Below are 16,909 nucleotides of genomic sequence, written 5' to 3'. Positions count from 1 at the left end.
AGGAAAACAATGGAAAGGTGGAGGGCTATGATGAAAAAAGTGCTTGTTATCGGAGGAACTCGCTTTTTTGGAAAAAGACTCGTCCAGCTTCTGGCACAATCCGAAGCTGAAGTAACAGTAGCTACTAGAGGGCTTGCAGATGCTGATTTACCCCCTCAAGTCAAACGTGTAACTGTAGATCGAGAAGACCCTCGTTCGCTTGCAGTAGTAGGTGGGACCGATTGGGATGTCATTTATGACAACATCTGCTACTCATCACAAAATGCGCTTGATGCGTGTCAAGTATTCCAAGGCAAGGTTGGCAAGTATGTGCTGACCTCCACGCTTTCGGTCTATGATTTTGCGACAGAAAGTCTAAAGGAAGAGGCTTTTGATCCATATTCGTATCAGATCCACCGGACAACGAGGGATGAAGTTACCTATCAGGAAGGGAAACGGCAAGCAGAAGCAGTATTTTTCCAGCAGCAGGCATTTCCTGTCATCGCACCACGTTTCCCCATTGTGCTGGCTGAAGATGATTATACGAGACGGCTGCACTTTCACGTCGAGCATGTACAAGAAGAGCGTCCGATCGGCATGGTAAACCCCGAGGCGATCATGTGCTTTATTCATGCGCAAGAGGCAGCAGAATTTTTGCAATGGGCAGGCTTGACTTCGCAAGCTGGCCCTGTTAACGCCTGCTCACACGGTACAATTCAGCTCCGGGCGCTTATGGAGGAGATCGCGAGTGCTGTTGGAAAACCAGCGCAAATCCAAGAAGAAACATCTTCTGACGATCGTTCTCCATTCGCTTTTCCAGAATCCTTTTATATGGATAACAGCAAAGCAACTCAAGCGGGATTTTCTTTTCGGACTCTGCAATCCTGGTTGCCTGAGCTGATCAGGACAATCGCTGCGCGGCCCTCCTAATAAAAACGGCTCACAATCCATGCTATTTTTTTGTCTGACTCCGTGGTAATGTAGAGCAGAACGTATGTGTCTGTATGGAACCAGGAGGATAAGTCATGAAGAAGAATCGCACTACTGGACTAGCAATTGTCGCAGTACTATCAGTAGCCCTACTTAGTGGATGTGAAGCACCGTCATTAACCAAATTACTCTCAGGCACGGATAGCAGTCAATCAGAGACATCGACTCCGGCAAGCGGCACGACAGGAGAAGGATCAGGCGATGGCAAAGCCAAGCCGCAACAGGAGGAGACAGGTAAACCCAAGCCTGCGTCATTAAGAGAGACGATTACGATGGTAGAGGGAGTACCGACTGTGACCAACCCGACTGATTTATCAGTGGTTGTAAACAAACAAAGAGCTCTGCCTGCTGATTATATTCCGCCCGATCTGGTAGAACCGAATGTACCATTCCCGTTTGATGAAAAAGTAGAAAAGCGATTCATGCGCGAAGCAGCAGCAAAAGCGCTTGAGGAGCTGTTCGCTAAAGCAAAGTTGGACGGAATTGAACTATATGCAGTCTCAGGCTACCGTTCCTATAAAACCCAAAAGTCACTCTACGAAACCTACGTGAAAACACAAGGTGCGGAGCACGCAGCAGCGTACAGTGCTGTCCCGGGAAAAAGCGAGCATCAAACGGGTCTGGCGATGGACGTTTCAGGAGCTGATGCACAGACAAGACTAGAGGAGCCATTCGGAGAGACGCCTGAAGGAAAGTGGCTTGCAGCCCATAGCGCCGAATACGGTTTCATCATTCGCTATCTCAAAGGTAAAGAAGCGATTACAGGCTACTCATACGAACCGTGGCATCTGCGCTACGTCGGTAAAGAAATGGCGCAGGACATCATGGCAAAAGGAATGACATTGGAAGACTACCTGACAGACGAGGGTTCCGCGCAAAAACAGTAATCATAAAAAAAGCCGCTCTTCGTGAGCGGCTTTTCGATTACAACCATTGGTTATTTCGGCAGGCGAATATCAGTAAGCGGCCAATAAACGGCTTCAGCTCGACCGACTACGTGATCCAGCTTTACAGGACCGATTACGCGGCTATCCATACTGTTGTTGCGGTTGTCTCCCATTACAAAGACGCTGCCCTCGGGAATCGTGATCGGATCAAAGTCTTCTGTCAACGTAACCCCGTCAGCGGACGCTCTCAATTTGTTGGCAGTCAAGTATTCTTCACTCAGTGGTTTGCCGTTGATGTAGAGTTGATCATCCTTTGCTTCCACTGTATCTCCAGCTACAGCCACGACTCTTTTGATCCAGTTGTCTCCGCTGGCATCCGGGTGGATGATCACGATGTCACCCGGCTTCGGGTCTTTCAAATAATAAATGGCTTTGTTCACAATGACGCGTTCGCGGTCGTGCAACGTGTTCTCCATCGAACGTCCTTGAACAACGTATGGAGCCATTACGAACACGTAGATAAAGGCGGTCAAACCGCCAATCAAGACAAACGATTTCAACCAATCAAGCAATTCAACCTTCCATTTCGTCGTACTGTTAGTTTGTTCCATAGACCTGATCTCCTATGTATGTGGTTTCGTGGTCCTGCTCTGTTGGACAAAAGAATCCTGCGTCCGAAACTGCCCTTTCATTATACATGCTTTACGAATGGATACGGAAGAAGATTCGAGGAAATAGATGGAAATGAACGCGGGAAAAAGTTTGGTCACGATTTTGCCATCATAAACTATTGTCAGTTTTTCCTGTTTGAGGTAAGATGATGATGCAAATAAGTTTTACAGTAAAAATATTAAGTAGTAAACACTTTGTCACAGTTCATACATACCTATTTAAAAGAAAATAATAGGAAGAGTCCTATTGCTCTTCATGTACATAAGCTATATAGTTTTATAGTAAAAGTACTTCTATTATTTACTTTCTGAAAATAGGTGATGATGTGAGCGACATGTCCCGCGCCAGTAAAATTGAGGAACTGGATCGAGTATTTGTCGAAATGGCTCGTTATTTTATCAGCCATTGGCTGGAAGAAGAAGAGCAGATCAGTCCAAAGCAATTTATTTTGCTACGTGTGCTTCACCAAAAAGGGCGAAGCACAGTATCTGAACTGGCGACCATTCTGAAGCAATCCAACAGTGCAACCACTATCGCGCTTAATCGGCTGGTAAAGGCCGGTTATGTGGATCGAGTTCGTGATGAGCTGGATCGACGCGTAGTGTGGGTTAACCTGTCTCAAAAAGGACTTCCGATGCTGGAAGGGCTTTTATGCCAGAGAAGGGTACTGGTTGGAAAGCTAATGGAAAACCTGAGCGACGACGAGTTGGAACAGTTTACTTATTTTCTACGGAAAATGAAGCAATGCATGTAGCAATGCCGTCAGGTTAGCGGGTGGGGGACATTTCAGAAGACGATGTGTGTACTACGAGAATGGGAGTGTACACATATGAGAAAAAGCAGCACACTTATGATGGGTTCTTTGGTTTTGGGGGCAGCACTATTCGCGCAGTCGGCCTGTGCAGAAGAAGCTACAGTTACGGCAACAGATGCTTCTGCAACGACTGCAGCAGCGCCTACGATCACTACAACAACTGCAAGCCAACCACAATCCTCTGCTCCTGGCGCTTTTATTATGCCAGCTAAAGATGAGTATGTGATTCTTGGGGAAAAATCCGGATCCGTAGTAGCGCCATCTGCAGGGTGGGTAGCGATGCCAGGTGAAGATGAATTCGTAACCTCCAATGGATACATACCTGTACAAGGAACGGGTGGCTGGGTTTTCATGCCGGCTGAGGATGAGTTCGTCATTCTTGGAGATAAAACACCTGTAGTAGCACCAGCATCTGGCTGGGCAGCAATGCCGACAGAAGATCAATACACCATGATTTCCCCAAAAGCAGGCCCAGTGGTAGCACCATCATCCGGATGGGTAGCAATGCCAGCAGAGGACGAAACTGTAGTGATGGGTCGCAACGCTACTCAAGACGTAGCGAATCGCTCCGGCTGGTCGATGATGCCTCCAGTATCCGATAACGACAAATAAGAATAATGGTTTAAGGCGCTTTGTTCTTTCCACGAGCAAAGCGTCTTTTCATCTTCGGAAACAAGAACGAATGAAGGTGAAAAACCCTTTCGATAAAATAAATTTTATTGACTTTTTATCATTTATCGGTAAAAATACATAAGGAATCAGAAAATTTAAAAAGGGTGTGTCGCTCATGAGAGATCCTCGATTGGAGCAATTGGCCTACAATCTGGTCAACTATTCCGTACGGGTTCAGCCAGGAGAAAATGTTTTGATTAACGCAAAAGGGGAGACGCCTGAATTGGTAGCTGCCCTTGTACGCGAGATTTACAAAGCTGGAGGCAGCCCTTATGTACAAGTAATCAATCCAGCAGTGAGTCGCGAATTAGCTATGCATTGCAATGAAGAGCAATTGAAGCTGATGGCGGCCAATGAGGTAGCCCTGATGGAAAAGATGGACGGCTATATCGGAATTCGTGCAGCAAGCAATATAAATGAAATGGCGGATGTTCCAGGTGACAAACTGGGGATATACTCTCGCTTGTACGAACTGCCTGTCATGAATGTTCGCGTACCACAAACCAAATGGGTCGTTTTACGTTACCCTAATCCATCTATGGCCCAATTGGCAAACATGTCAACGACAGCATTTGAAGATTTTTACTTCCAGGTATGCAATTTGGATTATGCGAAGATGGACAAGGCTATGGATAGCTTGGTTGAATTGATGAACCGGACGGATCAGGTGAGACTAGTAGGTCCTGAAACCGATCTGACTTTCTCCATCAAAGATATTCCCGCTGTCAAATGTGCGGGCTTGCGCAACATTCCTGACGGGGAGGTATACACTGCTCCTGTAAGAGATTCGGTCAATGGAACAATTACGCATAATGCCCCTACCCCTTACCATGGTTTCACCTTTGAAAATGTACGCCTGACATTTAAGGATGGTAAAATTGTAGAGGCAACTGCGAACGATACGAAGCGACTCAATGAGATTCTGGATACAGACGAGGGAGCACGCTTTATTGGAGAATTTGCGATCGGGGTAAATCCTTACATCCGGAATCCGATGAAAGATATCTTGTTTGATGAGAAAATTGATGGCAGTTTTCACTTTACACCAGGCCAGTGCTATGACGAAGCATACAATGGGAACAAATCTTCTGTGCACTGGGACATGGTTTCCATTCAACGTCCAGAGTGGGGCGGGGGAGAAATTTGGTTTGACGGTGTGCTGATCCGAAAAGACGGTCGCTTTGTCATTCCAGAGCTCGAATGCCTCAATCCCGAACAACTGCAAGCATAAGACAGGATTATTGATCGTATTGCCCCAGTCGCTTTTGGGCTACTTCAAAATCCATGTCGAGCTGAAAAAGCATATGCAGGTTGCTAGAAGTCATAATGGCTCGACGAGCGGCATGGTACAAAATAGGCTTGTTTTGTTTAATCACAGTCATGATCTCCACAACAGGCGGTACGACTTGCTTGATTCTGATCAGACTTTGTAAGTAACGGAGAAATTTTTGAATGGTCACCTGATCATCTTGATTCGGAATCGTTTCGAGCAAACTACAAAAATCACGAATGATCATTCTTTTTGTCTCCAGAGGTTCGTAAATGTTTGTGCGATTCACCAGATCCACCTCACGGGAAAAAATAGAGTATGTTTCTCTTTTCCTCCGAACGACGGATTGTAAACATGAAATATGAAAAAAGTCTCTGGCATCTAAGGATGGCAGAGGCTTTTTAGCTAGAAAAAGGAGTGAGCCCACCTACTTTTCCGGTTCATACAAGCTTTTTTCTTCCAAAGGAATACGAATACGAAGGAGCAGCCATGCATTCAGGATGGAAAAAGTGATGGCTGTGAGAAAAGCAGAAAACGAGAGCGGTAACGAAAATAATTCTACTGCGACAACCAAATAATTAGGATGCCGCAAAAATCGATAAGGCCCACGAATGACAGGCTGTGCACCTGGCAGGATCAAAATGCGCGTGTTCCAGTGTCTCCCTAAGCTTTGCATGCACCAGTAGCGAAGGAATTGGGCGAGCAGGAAAAGGGAAAAGGGATACATCCACCAAGCGGGAAGCGCAAATGGGGCTTCCTTTAGGCTTACTTCGAGCAGTAAACTGACGAAAAAAAGCAGATGAAGCGTCACGATATATTTGTAATGCTCCTCTCCAACCTCATAGCCCCCTCTGGCACGAATGTGTCGTGCGTTTCGGGAGGCCAAAAATAGCTCGCCTCCTCGTTGCAAGAGAACCACTCCCAGGACGATTCCAAAGAACGTCATCTACTTTACCTCGCCTCCAACAAAAGCAGCTCAGAGCTGAAGCCAGGGCCAAGTGCGGCCAGTAGTCCCCGTTCCCCTGGCTCCCATGCCTGCTCCATGCTTTTCTCCAACACAAATAATACAGTAGGAGAAGACATGTTCCCGAAGTTGTGCAAGACTTCTTCTGACAGACGAGTTGCATCCACAGATATACCGAGAGATTGCTGGTACGCCGTTAAGACCTTGGCTCCACCGGGATGGAGGATAAAGTGGCGGAGTCGATCCACAGAGGTGTCATAGGGAGATAAGAAGCTTTCCACGTTGTCTTTCATCGCTTGACGAATAATGGTAGGAATGTCGCGAGAAAAAATGACTTTTAATCCGGGCTCGGTCAATTCCCACCCCATGACATCCAGCGTACCAGGCCAGGTGGTGGTGCGAGCTCCACAAAAGCGCAGTCGGGGCATTGGTGTAGACCGGGAACTTCGCACTTCATCACCTTCGACCAGAACAGCCGCAGCACCGTCACCAAAAAGACAAGTAGCGACCAGGTTGCTTTTGGACATGTCTTGACGGATGAAAGTCAAACCACACAGTTCTACGCTGATGAGCAAAACACGTTTTTGCGGGTAGGCACGCGTGTACTCACAAGCACGAGAGAGTCCCATCGCTCCTCCGGCACAGCCTAAACCCCATAAAGGAAGGCGGGTGATATCAGCTCGCAGGCCTAACCGATTCACCAAGCGCGAATCGAGACTGGGAGTGGCGATTCCGGTACTGGAGACAAAGATCAGACAATCAATGGATGAAGCGAAGACGCTGGCTTTATCCAGACAACTGAGAGCAGCTTGTGTAGCAAGTGCCTCAGCGTGCTCGACATACAATTGATTCTTTTCGGCAAAGAGGCGATTGTCCGAGAACCAGTCCATCGGCATGCAAAAATGGCGTTTCTTGATCTTGCTGTGGGCAAACACATGCAATAGACGATCAATATCAGGAAATGCTTCTTGGAAAAAGTGACGTGCGAGCACTGCAGAATCTTCTTGGGTTACTTGATGGGGAGGCACTGCTGTGGCAACAGCTTCAATCCGGGGCATATTAACATCCACTCCCGTTGTAAGATTACGTATTGCTAGCTTCCCCTTCCCAATTGATTCCAATTCATATAAAAAAACCTGGTCCCGAAAAGATTCGAGATACCAGGTAGATGGGTCATGATGTTTACGAAATAGCGGCATTCGTCTGTTTAGCAGATGATGTGTCGACCTGCGAACGGGATAGAGATTTTCTAACAAAACGATATTGAAAAAGACCTCCGATCAATAAGAGCAGACCTAAGATAGAAAACCAGTACGCACCGCCGATGCCTCGGAATGCGACGGCACCAACAGATGGTCCAATGGTACCGGTAATTCCCCAGTTCGCGCCAAAAATAGCAAAGTAACGACCCCGGTACTCGTCGGGAGCCATAACGGAGATCGCCTTTTGAATTTGCGGCCCATTTAGCATTTCTCCAATGGTGAACAAGGTTTCGGCAATAATCAGTACGAGAAAGCTAGGTGCCCATCCATAACCAAAACCGACACAGGCGAGGAACAAATAAGCGATCAGGATCACACGATGAGCAGGGAAACGATCTGCGAATTTGGCAATTGCGATCTGACAGCAGACGACGAGTATCCCATTAATGGTTAAGAGCGTAGCGAACACGGTTAGGAAGTCATCGTATTGGGTGCGCAGATGCTGGGGTAAGATGATTTCCACTTGCGAATACAGAAGAGAAACCGGGACAGCTGCCAGCGTTATCCAAATCAAGGTCGAATGTTCCGTGAGCTTCATGCGTGGTATCATTTCTTTACCCGTTTTTTGTTTGGCGCGCTCTCGCAATGGCTGAGGCAATGTTTCAGGCACCTTCCAAATGATGAGCAGACAGTAGACAAACAAGGTACAGGCACAAATCCCGAACGCAATAGCAGGATTGATTTTGTACAGAGACACTCCAATCAGCGGACCTGCTGCAGCACCTAGATTCAGTGCAGTATGCAAAAGAGCGAATACCTCGCTGCGCTTTTCCTCAGGAACAACATCCGTTACCTGTGCGCTTGCGGCAGGCCAGAAAAGAGAAGCGCCAATGCCATTCAACACAGTAAGGGCGGCGAAGGTAAACAGGGATTCGGCCCAGATGTAACCAGCCATGGAAATCGATTCAATGATGAGGGCAGCTACCATCAACGGCTTGCGTCCATAACGGTCGGACAAACTACCTGCAAAATAGCCGGAGATGATACTGGCAAGAGGTTGAAGACTTGTTACCATTGCAGCTACTAAGAGGTTACCGTCCATTTTGTCATAGAGGTAGAAAGCCAGGAATGGTCGGAGCATAAAGCCAGCAAATGTTGTGAGTATGGTCCCGATGACGCGAATCCAGATGGTACTGTCATAACGGGAGAGAATGCTTTGGAACCAATCCATTCAGTTAAATCCTCCCTGCCGATAAAGAATATTTTGTAATTATATCGGAGTGTTATAAGAAAAAAAAGAGGGTTGTCATAAATCTGAAAATTGTAACAAAGGATGACGAATCTATGAAAACAGGATGATGCAGCAAGATAAGCGTACTTTTAGTCCTTGAACTCAGGAGAAGATACAGGTAAAATATTCCTGACATTAAGATTAAAGTCCTAATATCATTATTTTAATTTAGGTCTTATGAATCATTCGGAACAGAATTGCAACTAGCATGGACCAGAGGGAGATTGTGTGGACTCGCGCTGGATTGGCATGGGAGCTTCCTTTCTAATGATTTTCATTTGGCTAAATGTGTATGGATTCCCCCAAGAGGAAACGGTGTCAGTGCAGGTCATGATCGCTGCCATCATTCAGGCTGGTGTGGGATACATGCTGGGGACCTATGTGAATAAATTGCGGCGGATGGCCTATCACGATTCGCTTACTGGCGTGTTGGTCAATCGCAGATTTATCGACAAACTGGAACATGAGGTAAGATTGGCAAATCGTAATCATTACCCGGTCACCTTATTGTTTATTGATTTGGATAACTTCAAGGAATTCAATGACCGATACGGGCATATAAAAGGAGACCAGCTATTATGCCAATTCGCCAAGCTATTGCAAGTCAATGTCCGTAGACATGACGTGGTGGGACGCTGGGGCGGCGAAGAATTCGTAGTCTTGTTACCGCAAACGGAAACGAGCGTAGGACTTGGTGTTGGTGAGCGAATCCAAAAACAGGCCCGTAGTCTTCTATCAGGCGTAACGGTTAGTATTGGAGTAGCCTCTTATCCTCTGCATGCTTCCAGTGCCAATGAATTGACAGAAAAGGCAGACACCTTGATGTATGAAGCAAAGAAAAAGAAAGACTGCATGATGGCAGCAACGAATTAAATCTGGCATAGACTGGAAGACTAACACTCATACCCTGTGGAGATGGGTGTTTTTATTTGCCGATTGTAAAGATGATTTACAAAAACTTAATAAACCTTTTATAAAAAATACACACACTTGACCTTGTTTTTAAATTTACGTCAACAATAATGTTCGATATAATCGTTTAGGTGTCATTTTTCCTAAGGAGTGAAGAAGGAACGTATGTTGAAATCAAACAAGTATATCTTCTTTGATCTGTTCGAACAGCAAATTGCCACGGTACACAAAGGGACCCATCTCTTTTATGAAATGATAGGGAACTATCAAGATCTAGAGGCAAAAGTAAAGGCAATCAAAGCTGTTGAAAAAGAAGGGGATGAAATCGTTCGCCGTATTATGAACGAATTGAACTCTACCTTTATCACTCCACTTGAGCGTGAAGACATTCACCAACTCGCTCATACTATGGACTCGATGATCGATTACATCGACGGCGTAGCGGATCGCATGTACCTCTATCAAGTTCGTCAGCCAGACCCGCGCGTGCTTGCCCAAGCCAACATTTTGGTAAAATGCTCGGCCAAGCTGATTGAGCTGATCCGTACATTGCGTAAGCTGGACCATCAGGTGGTTTCGAAAATCGCTCGAGAAATCAAGGATCTCGAACATGAATCCGATTCCAACTACCGTAAAATGGTATCGGATCTGTTGAATGCTCCTGATGCGAATCCGATCGAAGCCATTAAGCTCAAAGAAATCTACGACAAGCTAGAGGACTGCGCAGACTTCGCGGAGGATGTCTCCAACCTGGTAGAAGGGATCGTGTTAAAGAATGCCTGATCTTTCGCCAGACGTGATCATTCTCGTACTCGTCGTCATCATGGCGCTAAGTTTTGACTTTATCAACGGCTTTCATGACACAGCTAATGCAATCGCAACCTCCGTATCGACTCGGGCGCTCAGTCCACGTACAGCCATCATTATTGCTTCTGTATTCAACCTGGTTGGAGCACTCACTTATACAGGAGTAGCGAAAACAATTGGTGGACAGATTACAGATCCGTTCAAGCTGCAAAATGGGCTCTTGGTAGTACTGGCTGCGCTGACAGCGGCGATTTTATGGAACCTGATTACGTGGTGGTTCGGTATTCCGAGTTCTTCCTCCCATGCGATTATCGGCGGTGTCGCTGGTGCGGCCATTGGAGCTGCAGGTTTAGGGGCAATCAACATGGAAGGTTTCATAGACATTGTGAAGGCATTGATTATCTCGCCTATCGTCGCCTTTGTTGTTGGTTTTATTGTGATTAAGATCGTGTCAAAACTCGTTGCAAACAAGGCATACCATAAGACCAATCGAAGCTTTCGGGCGCTTCAAGTGTTGTCTGCTTCCTGGCAGTCATTTAGCCATGGAGCCAACGATGCGCAGAAAACAATGGGGGTTATTACGCTCGCACTGCTTTCGGGAGGGTTTTTGGTTCAAGAACCAGGTGAGTTCACCATTCCGCTCTGGGTGAAGCTTTCTGCCGCGATTGCAATGGCACTCGGAACATCTGTTGGTGGCTGGCGTATTATCAAAACCATGGGTGGTAAAATTATGAAAATCAAGCCAATTACCGGGTTCTCTGCAGACTTGTCTTCTGCCTTGATTATCACAATTTTTACCACACTGAAGTTGCCTGTGAGTACGACACACGTCATCACTTCTTCTATATTAGGCGTAGGGGCATCTCAAAAACTCAACGCAGTAAAATGGGGCTTGGCGGGCCGCATTTTGATTACATGGGTGATTACACTCCCGGTATCGGCTTTGCTTGCTGCTGCCTGTTATGTCGTATTTGACGTTTTTCTATAAATAGTAATTAAACTCTTACAAAAAAAGACATGTTCTCTTACCGAGATACGAATGGTAAGAGATGTCTTTTTTTTACGTGTAAGAATTTATAAGCGCGACGCTTATGAATTCTGGAACGCATAAAAACCTTCCACTAAACGCGGTCGCTTCTCCTTGAGCAGGCCTCGATAGTGGTTTTTTTAACTAGATCCCGTTAAGCGTTCCCATATTCCAGGCTTTGGGCGGATCTGAATGAGCCTAACAGCCGCAAAGGGGATGTAATCAAGCGAACCGTCGCGCTCCTCGAGCAGGATTCCGTTCGGGCTGTAATCGTACAATTTGCCTTCAGCATAAGGAGATAAACCAGGACCGGTCATGGCGGGAGCAAAATGAACGCGTACCGACCGATTCAGATAATCTTCTAACATACCATCATCCATATTTCCCACTCCTTTCATCCGATTTTGATTATCTACCAGTATTCCCTCGTTTGCGATAATTCAGACGAGAAGGCAAAAAAAACCACCCTGTCCTACACGAAAAGGGTGGTTTTTGCTTTTGGCGCCATTATTCCATCGAATTATGGGAATGTCGTGACTGTTTCTTTTTTCGAGCGAAGACGAGCATTAAAATGATACCGATAGCGATCAGGGTCAAGCTGACTAGTTGAGCGACACGCAGCGTATCGGCAATGAGCAAACTGTCCGTGCGCATGCCTTCGATGAAGAAGCGGCCGACGGAATAGAGGATCATGTAACTAAACAGGATCTGTCCATCGAACTTTTTAAACCGATAGAGCATAAAGAGAAGGATTGCAAACACCACTAGATTCCATATGGACTCATAGAGGAACGTAGGGTGGTAATACTCGCCCCCGATATACATCTGATCGCGAATAAACGCAGGGAACTTCTGCATGAATTCAGCGGAAGCAACATCTCCATGGGCTTCCTGATTGATGAAATTTCCCCAGCGACCAATCGCTTGACCAAGAATCACACTTGGCATAAATACATCGGCCAGCCGCAGAAACGGGAGCTTGTGCTTGCGGATATACCAGGTACCTGCTAACAACCCGCCGATAAGTCCCCCATGAATTGCCAGACCACCGTTCCACACCTTAATGATATCAATTGGGTTTTCTTTGTACTGTCCCCATTCAAACACAACATAGTACAGACGTGCGCAGATAATGGCGGCTGGAATGATCAGCACGACCATATTCAGGACGTGATCAGGATCAATGCCAGAACGTTTGGAATTGTACCGGGCCAAATAGGTCCCCAGAAAAAAAGCGAGCCCCATGATGATACCATACCAGTGAATCTTAAGGGGTCCGATTGCAATTGCAATTGGATCAATCATCAAAATGCCTCCTTGCCTCAAACTTCTGTGCACAGTATAGCACAAACAAGAGGGAGGATTCCAACTAGACCTTACCGCGACTGCAAAAAGGAAAGAATAGGATCAAGCGAAGCTCGAAAATCGGGAGAAGAGACAGGCGCGAACAGATCGCCAAAGTTTTGAAGTCTCTTAGGAACCGTGTGAATGGTAAAAGCCGTAGGATGAATATGCGGGACTTCATCCCAGTGCAAAGGCGTGGAGACCGTTGCCTGCTCTTTTGCCCGGGTGGAATATGGAGCAGGCAGCGTTTTGCCTCGCCAATGCTGCAAGTAGTCGATATACAATTTCGTCCCTCTGTTTTTCACCATTCGTTCAATGGTAAGCAATTGAGGATGCTTGTTCACTAAATAAGAAGCGAGAAAATAACCGACCTGTCTCGTTTGTTCAAACGTATAGCGCAGTTCAATAGGTACATAGATTTGCAATCCACTGGAACCCGACGTCTTGACTTGGGAAGGCAGGTTCAGCTCATCCAGCAATTCTTTTACAAGCAAGGCCGATTGAATCACCACGGAAAAGTCGTTGGTAGAAGGATCTAGATCAAATACGAGCTCTGTAGGGATCTCGTCCTTGGCGAGATGAAACGACACATGCCACTCTAGAGCCGCCTGATTTGCCATCCAGATCAAAGTAGCTTCGTCATTGCACAGGACATATCGGACATTCTCCCACCTGTGCGTCTCGATCCAGGCTGGGGTATAGTCTGGTGCGTTTTTTTGATAAAAATGCTTATCGGTAATGCCGTGAGGATAGCGAATGACGGTCAGGAGGCGATCCTTTGTGTAAGCCAGCATGGGTGTTGCGACAGTCAATAAGTAGCGGAGATAGTCCAGTTTTGTGACATCAGCCTGGGGCCATAACGGTTTATATGGATTGGTAATGGACAAGGTTCGTCCATGAATAGTCAGTTCATACTCTTTTGTTGGTGCACCCATGTTTGCTCCTTCTTTCAACGAGATACGTTGACCCTACTTTGTCCAGTCAAACGAAGTTTATGTAAGCGAGATGCTTTTTTTGTATAGCTTTTACCTGAATCATCCATAATACGTATAGCTTTCCAGTGGCAGGTGATGAAATGGATTTTAAGCGTAAAGACAAAACAAAAGAGCTGATTGAGTCTATTGATGATGCCTGTAGTTTGATGGATCTGGAAGGCATTCCGGTCTTTTGCAAACTCGAAGATAACATCGCCTTTTTGAAAAAACTGTTCTCCGACTGCTCGGATTTTGTCATTAGGGAATTCAAGCAAAAAAACAGTGTCATTGCTATAGCTGTATTTGTAGATGGTCTGATCGACACCAAAGAGGTGAATCAGGCATTAAAATCGCTGATGGTTCTGGAAGATGGCGATGAGAATATCCGAGTGATTGAAGAAGCACTGCTGCCGGTCTCTCAAATTACGAGAGTCAACGAATATAAACAGTTGTTGCAAGCTGTGCTCTCTGGAGATACAGCAATCATCGTAGAAGGCAATGTAGAAGCGCTGGCTTTAGGGATACGTGGTGCGGAGAAGCGCTCCGTAAACGAGCCCGAGGGAGAAGCGGTCGTACGCGGTCCGCGTGAAGGTTTCATTGAGAACATCCGAACAAATACCTCGATGCTGCGACGCAAGCTGAAGACGCCACGATTAAAAATGAAATCGGCTATGGTTGGACGTGAAACGAATACCAATCTGGTTATTGCCTATCTGGACGGTATTGCAGACCCGCAAATCGTGGATGAGGTTACGAGACGCATTGACCGAATCGATATCGACTCGGTTCTGGAAAGTGGCTATATCGAAGAGTTGATCCAGGATAGTACGTACTCACCGTTTCCTCAAGTGATGTATTCAGAACGACCTGACACCGTGGCAGGGGCTTTACTTGAAGGGCGCGTAGCCATTTTTGTAGACGGTACGCCAATGGTGCTAATTGTACCCACTACTTTTTGGATGCTGATGCAAGCAAACGAAGACTATTTTGAACGGTTTCAAATGGCTACGCTAGTGAGATGGCTGCGCTACCTGTTTGTGATTATTTCGTTGGTGACTCCTGCCATTTATGTCGCAATCACCACCTATCATCAACAGATGCTGCCAACGACGCTCTTGCTCAGTATTGCTGCTGCCAGGGAGGCCATACCGTTTCCCGCTATTGTGGAAGCACTTATTATGGAGGTCGCATTTGAGGCATTGCGTGAAGCGGGGATTCGACTTCCTAAAACAGTGGGTCAAGCTGTAAGTATTTTAGGGGCCCTCGTAGTCGGGCAGGCTGCAGTAACGGCGGGTATTGTCTCGGCACCGATGGTAATCGTCGTTTCGATTACAGGGATCGCTTCTTTTACGATTCCTCATTTTAACGCTGCCATTGCCTTGCGGATGCTTCGCTTTCCTCTTATGATTATCGCCTCAATTCTGGGCATATACGGAATTTTAGTGATGGCTTTAATTATTTTAGGACATATGGCCAATCTTCGTTCCTTTGGCGTACCTTATCTCTCCCCACTCGCACCGATGTCTGTTGGCGATTTGAAAGATACACTGATTAGAGCGCCTTGGTCGAATAATGAAAAGCGTCCAAGCTTCGTAGGTGTGCAAAATGCCAGGAGGATGGATACGGACTTTGCCGAGCAAATCCAGAACAAAGGGGGAGGAAAAGGACGATCAGTCGAAGGCAGATCGAACGAGGAGGGAAAATCTTGATGCGTGTTCCCTTGGTAGTCGCATTGTTGCTCAGTATGTTGGCCGTCACGGGCTGTTGGGATCGGCGTGAAGTCAATGACATGGCAATCGTCATTGCGATGGCGATTGATAAGGAGCCGAATGGGTTGTATCGCTTGTCCGTTCAGGTGCCGCTTGTCAGCCATTTGGGCGGACCTTCTGGCGGGGGAGGGGGAACCAGTGGAGATAAAAGCTATTATGTGGATTCGGCGGTAGGCAAGACGATTCGTGAGGCCAATAATACGATTCAGTCGAGAATGTCCAGGCATCTCTACTATGCTCATCATCGGATTATCGTTATAGGCGAACGGCTTGCCAAAGAGGGATTTAGCGATGCACTCGATATCGTTTCTCGATTTCCTGAGAATCGGTTAACGGCATATATCGTGATGACAAGAGGCAAAAGCATCGAACTTCTAACTGCACAACCGCAATTTGAGCGCTTTTCTGGGGAAGCGATCCGCGAGCTGGTAAAATCAGAGGCAATTGCTGTCACGATCAAGGATATTTCTCAAATGTTGAATACTCCAGGGGTAGATGCGTTCTTGCCTATTTTTACGGCAGTAGATTCACATCCGAAAGGGAAATCAAAAGAAATACAATCGGTCGGTATCGGAACGTTTCGCTATGACAAATTGATCGGTATGTATTCAACCAAAGAATTGAATGGACTCAGATGGTTTCATCGGGGGGCTCCAATCAATACGATTTTACATGTAGGCGGAAAAGAAAATCTGAGTATAACCTTCATGGATGCAAAGGCGAAAATCAAGCCATTGTTCGAAGGGGACCACGTTCACTTTAACATTGAATTATATGGCTCCGCATTTGTTACTGAGAATCACTCAACTCTCGATTTGAGCCAGGAAAAGAACAACAAAATCATCGAAAACAAGCTGACACAAGAAATCACGAATGACGTAAAAAAGGTCGTAGAACAAATTAAGAAAACACAATCAGATACGATCGGATTGGGAATTGTAGTGGGGCGTCATTTTCCGAAAGAGTGGGCGGTGAAATATCGCAATACGTGGGATAAGGAACTACCTAAGATTACGTACCGGATCAAAAGTAAAATGCGCGTAGTTGATATTGGTCAAACGAACAAGAACATTATGAAGGAAGAGCGCTAATGAATCGGGTATTTTTGCTAGTGTTCGGTCTGTTGCTCGGGATTTCTGTGATCCACTTTCTCGTTAAACGAAAGACCATGCCCCCAAAGCAACAAAGCATCATCTTCATTCTTTATACGTTAACCATCGCTTTATTGGTGTGTCTTCAGTATCAGTACAATGAATTGTTGCCGTTCAGGCATCTGGCCAGCTTCTTCTCACCGCTCAAAAGGTGGATCGAACAGATGATGTAGAGGAGGGAAAG

The 16,909-nt window shown here is 46.2% G+C and carries 19 protein-coding genes; 11 read left to right on the top strand and 8 right to left on the bottom strand.

From position 1 onward, the window contains the following. Positions 1–30 precede the first annotated feature (30 nt). Both ACIFQN_RS19420 and ACIFQN_RS19415 read left to right on the top strand, forming a co-directional pair. Entirely contained in the window at positions 31–909 is an 879-nt protein-coding gene (locus ACIFQN_RS19420; protein WP_429834918.1) for an NAD-dependent epimerase/dehydratase family protein, read from the top strand. Positions 910–1,004: 95 nt separating this feature from the next. Next, positions 1,005–1,856, top strand: coding sequence for a M15 family metallopeptidase (locus ACIFQN_RS19415; protein WP_429834664.1), 852 nt, complete (start codon positions 1,005–1,007; stop codon positions 1,854–1,856). A 50-nt stretch (positions 1,857–1,906) separates the two neighbouring features. On the opposite strand, the gene lepB is transcribed toward ACIFQN_RS19415, so the two are convergent. Next, complete coding sequence (gene lepB / locus ACIFQN_RS19410) at positions 1,907–2,467, bottom strand: signal peptidase I (protein ID WP_429834663.1); 561 nt, start codon at positions 2,465–2,467, stop codon at positions 1,907–1,909. A 386-nt stretch (positions 2,468–2,853) separates the two neighbouring features. Between lepB and ACIFQN_RS19405 the strand changes: the two genes are divergently transcribed. The 3 genes from ACIFQN_RS19405 to ACIFQN_RS19395 all read left to right on the top strand — a co-directional run bounded on the left by ACIFQN_RS19405 (position 2,854) and on the right by ACIFQN_RS19395 (position 5,245). Further along, positions 2,854–3,282: a MarR family winged helix-turn-helix transcriptional regulator gene (locus ACIFQN_RS19405; RefSeq protein ID WP_429834662.1), complete on the top strand. Its 429-nt coding sequence runs from the start codon at positions 2,854–2,856 to the stop codon at positions 3,280–3,282. A 75-nt stretch (positions 3,283–3,357) separates the two neighbouring features. Continuing rightward, on the top strand, positions 3,358–3,954 hold the full coding sequence (locus tag ACIFQN_RS19400) for a hypothetical protein (RefSeq protein WP_429834661.1): 597 nt from the start codon (positions 3,358–3,360) through the stop codon (positions 3,952–3,954). 175 nt (positions 3,955–4,129) lie between these two features. Next, complete coding sequence (locus tag ACIFQN_RS19395; protein ID WP_429834660.1) at positions 4,130–5,245, top strand: aminopeptidase; 1,116 nt, start codon at positions 4,130–4,132, stop codon at positions 5,243–5,245. 7 nt (positions 5,246–5,252) lie between these two features. On the opposite strand, the gene ACIFQN_RS19390 is transcribed toward ACIFQN_RS19395, so the two are convergent. From ACIFQN_RS19390 to ACIFQN_RS19375, 4 genes are all read right to left on the bottom strand, one after another. Beyond that, positions 5,253–5,573 (bottom strand): hypothetical protein, encoded by a 321-nt coding sequence (locus ACIFQN_RS19390; RefSeq protein ID WP_429834659.1) that lies wholly within the window; start codon positions 5,571–5,573, stop codon positions 5,253–5,255. Positions 5,574–5,711: 138 nt separating this feature from the next. Continuing rightward, positions 5,712–6,230 (bottom strand): isoprenylcysteine carboxyl methyltransferase family protein, encoded by a 519-nt coding sequence (locus tag ACIFQN_RS19385; protein WP_429834658.1) that lies wholly within the window; start codon positions 6,228–6,230, stop codon positions 5,712–5,714. Between the two features lie 5 nt (positions 6,231–6,235). Then, positions 6,236–7,306, bottom strand: a complete 1,071-nt coding sequence (locus tag ACIFQN_RS19380) for a type III polyketide synthase (protein WP_429834657.1) — start codon at positions 7,304–7,306, stop codon at positions 6,236–6,238. Positions 7,307–7,430: 124 nt separating this feature from the next. Beyond that, entirely contained in the window at positions 7,431–8,681 is a 1,251-nt protein-coding gene (locus ACIFQN_RS19375; protein ID WP_429834656.1) for an MDR family MFS transporter, read from the bottom strand. 288 nt (positions 8,682–8,969) lie between these two features. Between ACIFQN_RS19375 and ACIFQN_RS19370 the strand changes: the two genes are divergently transcribed. The 3 genes from ACIFQN_RS19370 (at position 8,970) to ACIFQN_RS19360 (ending at position 11,448) form a co-directional block, all read left to right on the top strand. Beyond that, positions 8,970–9,614, top strand: coding sequence for a GGDEF domain-containing protein (locus tag ACIFQN_RS19370; RefSeq protein ID WP_429834655.1), 645 nt, complete (start codon positions 8,970–8,972; stop codon positions 9,612–9,614). Between the two features lie 204 nt (positions 9,615–9,818). Beyond that, positions 9,819–10,436 carry a DUF47 domain-containing protein gene (locus ACIFQN_RS19365; RefSeq protein ID WP_429834654.1) on the top strand — a complete coding sequence of 206 codons (618 nt, stop codon included), beginning with the start codon at positions 9,819–9,821 and terminating at the stop codon, positions 10,434–10,436. Continuing rightward, a complete protein-coding gene (locus tag ACIFQN_RS19360) occupies positions 10,429–11,448 on the top strand; it encodes an inorganic phosphate transporter (protein WP_429834653.1) in 1,020 nt (339 codons plus the stop codon). The genes ACIFQN_RS19365 and ACIFQN_RS19360 overlap by 8 nt, the downstream gene beginning before the upstream one ends. Positions 11,449–11,627: 179 nt before the next feature. Here the strand turns inward: ACIFQN_RS19360 and ACIFQN_RS19355 are convergent, their stop codons facing one another. The 3 genes from ACIFQN_RS19355 to ligD form a co-directional block, all read right to left on the bottom strand. Further along, positions 11,628–11,867 (bottom strand): hypothetical protein, encoded by a 240-nt coding sequence (locus tag ACIFQN_RS19355; RefSeq protein WP_429834652.1) that lies wholly within the window; start codon positions 11,865–11,867, stop codon positions 11,628–11,630. A gap of 127 nt (positions 11,868–11,994) precedes the next feature. Beyond that, positions 11,995–12,792 (bottom strand): prolipoprotein diacylglyceryl transferase, encoded by a 798-nt coding sequence (gene lgt / locus ACIFQN_RS19350; RefSeq protein WP_429834651.1) that lies wholly within the window; start codon positions 12,790–12,792, stop codon positions 11,995–11,997. Between the two features lie 71 nt (positions 12,793–12,863). Beyond that, positions 12,864–13,766 carry a non-homologous end-joining DNA ligase gene (gene ligD / locus ACIFQN_RS19345; RefSeq protein ID WP_429834650.1) on the bottom strand — a complete coding sequence of 301 codons (903 nt, stop codon included), beginning with the start codon at positions 13,764–13,766 and terminating at the stop codon, positions 12,864–12,866. Positions 13,767–13,906: 140 nt separating this feature from the next. Between ligD and ACIFQN_RS19340 the strand changes: the two genes are divergently transcribed. Genes ACIFQN_RS19340 through ACIFQN_RS19330 form a run of 3 tightly spaced genes read left to right on the top strand, consistent with a single transcriptional unit; the run spans position 13,907 to position 16,898 of the window. After that, positions 13,907–15,514 carry a spore germination protein gene (locus ACIFQN_RS19340; RefSeq protein WP_429834649.1) on the top strand — a complete coding sequence of 536 codons (1,608 nt, stop codon included), beginning with the start codon at positions 13,907–13,909 and terminating at the stop codon, positions 15,512–15,514. Next, a complete protein-coding gene (locus ACIFQN_RS19335) occupies positions 15,514–16,665 on the top strand; it encodes a Ger(x)C family spore germination protein (RefSeq protein ID WP_429834648.1) in 1,152 nt (383 codons plus the stop codon). The genes ACIFQN_RS19340 and ACIFQN_RS19335 overlap by 1 nt, the downstream gene beginning before the upstream one ends. Continuing rightward, the gene (locus ACIFQN_RS19330) at positions 16,665–16,898 is read left to right on the top strand and encodes a hypothetical protein (protein WP_429834647.1); all 234 of its coding nucleotides are present in this window, start codon (positions 16,665–16,667) and stop codon (positions 16,896–16,898) included. Before ACIFQN_RS19335 ends, ACIFQN_RS19330 begins: the two co-directional genes overlap by 1 nt. The last annotated feature ends 11 nt before the right edge of the window (positions 16,899–16,909 follow it).

Source organism: Brevibacillus sp. NRS-1366, from assembly GCF_050467985.1.
This window is presented reverse-complemented; position numbering and strand designations above follow the sequence as displayed.

Bases quoted from the DNA above. Each gene is read 5' to 3' on its own strand.
- ACIFQN_RS19400 (WP_429834661.1), top strand. From the start codon at position 3,358: ATGAGAAAAAGCAGCACACTTATGATGGGTTCTTTGGTTTTGGGGGCA.
- ACIFQN_RS19420 (WP_429834918.1), top strand. From the start codon at position 31: ATGAAAAAAGTGCTTGTTATCGGAGGAACTCGCTTTTTTGGAAAAAGA.
- lgt (WP_429834651.1), bottom strand. From the start codon at position 12,792: ATGATTGATCCAATTGCAATTGCAATCGGACCCCTTAAGATTCACTGG.
- ACIFQN_RS19335 (WP_429834648.1), top strand. From the start codon at position 15,514: ATGCGTGTTCCCTTGGTAGTCGCATTGTTGCTCAGTATGTTGGCCGTC.
- ACIFQN_RS19365 (WP_429834654.1), top strand. From the start codon at position 9,819: ATGTTGAAATCAAACAAGTATATCTTCTTTGATCTGTTCGAACAGCAA.
- ACIFQN_RS19330 (WP_429834647.1), top strand. From the start codon at position 16,665: ATGAATCGGGTATTTTTGCTAGTGTTCGGTCTGTTGCTCGGGATTTCT.
- ACIFQN_RS19415 (WP_429834664.1), top strand. From the start codon at position 1,005: ATGAAGAAGAATCGCACTACTGGACTAGCAATTGTCGCAGTACTATCA.
- ACIFQN_RS19355 (WP_429834652.1), bottom strand. From the start codon at position 11,867: ATGGATGATGGTATGTTAGAAGATTATCTGAATCGGTCGGTACGCGTT.
- ligD (WP_429834650.1), bottom strand. From the start codon at position 13,766: ATGGGTGCACCAACAAAAGAGTATGAACTGACTATTCATGGACGAACC.
- lepB (WP_429834663.1), bottom strand. From the start codon at position 2,467: ATGGAACAAACTAACAGTACGACGAAATGGAAGGTTGAATTGCTTGAT.
- ACIFQN_RS19340 (WP_429834649.1), top strand. From the start codon at position 13,907: ATGGATTTTAAGCGTAAAGACAAAACAAAAGAGCTGATTGAGTCTATT.
- ACIFQN_RS19375 (WP_429834656.1), bottom strand. From the start codon at position 8,681: ATGGATTGGTTCCAAAGCATTCTCTCCCGTTATGACAGTACCATCTGG.
- ACIFQN_RS19385 (WP_429834658.1), bottom strand. From the start codon at position 6,230: ATGACGTTCTTTGGAATCGTCCTGGGAGTGGTTCTCTTGCAACGAGGA.
- ACIFQN_RS19380 (WP_429834657.1), bottom strand. From the start codon at position 7,306: ATGCCCCGGATTGAAGCTGTTGCCACAGCAGTGCCTCCCCATCAAGTA.
- ACIFQN_RS19395 (WP_429834660.1), top strand. From the start codon at position 4,130: ATGAGAGATCCTCGATTGGAGCAATTGGCCTACAATCTGGTCAACTAT.
- ACIFQN_RS19360 (WP_429834653.1), top strand. From the start codon at position 10,429: ATGCCTGATCTTTCGCCAGACGTGATCATTCTCGTACTCGTCGTCATC.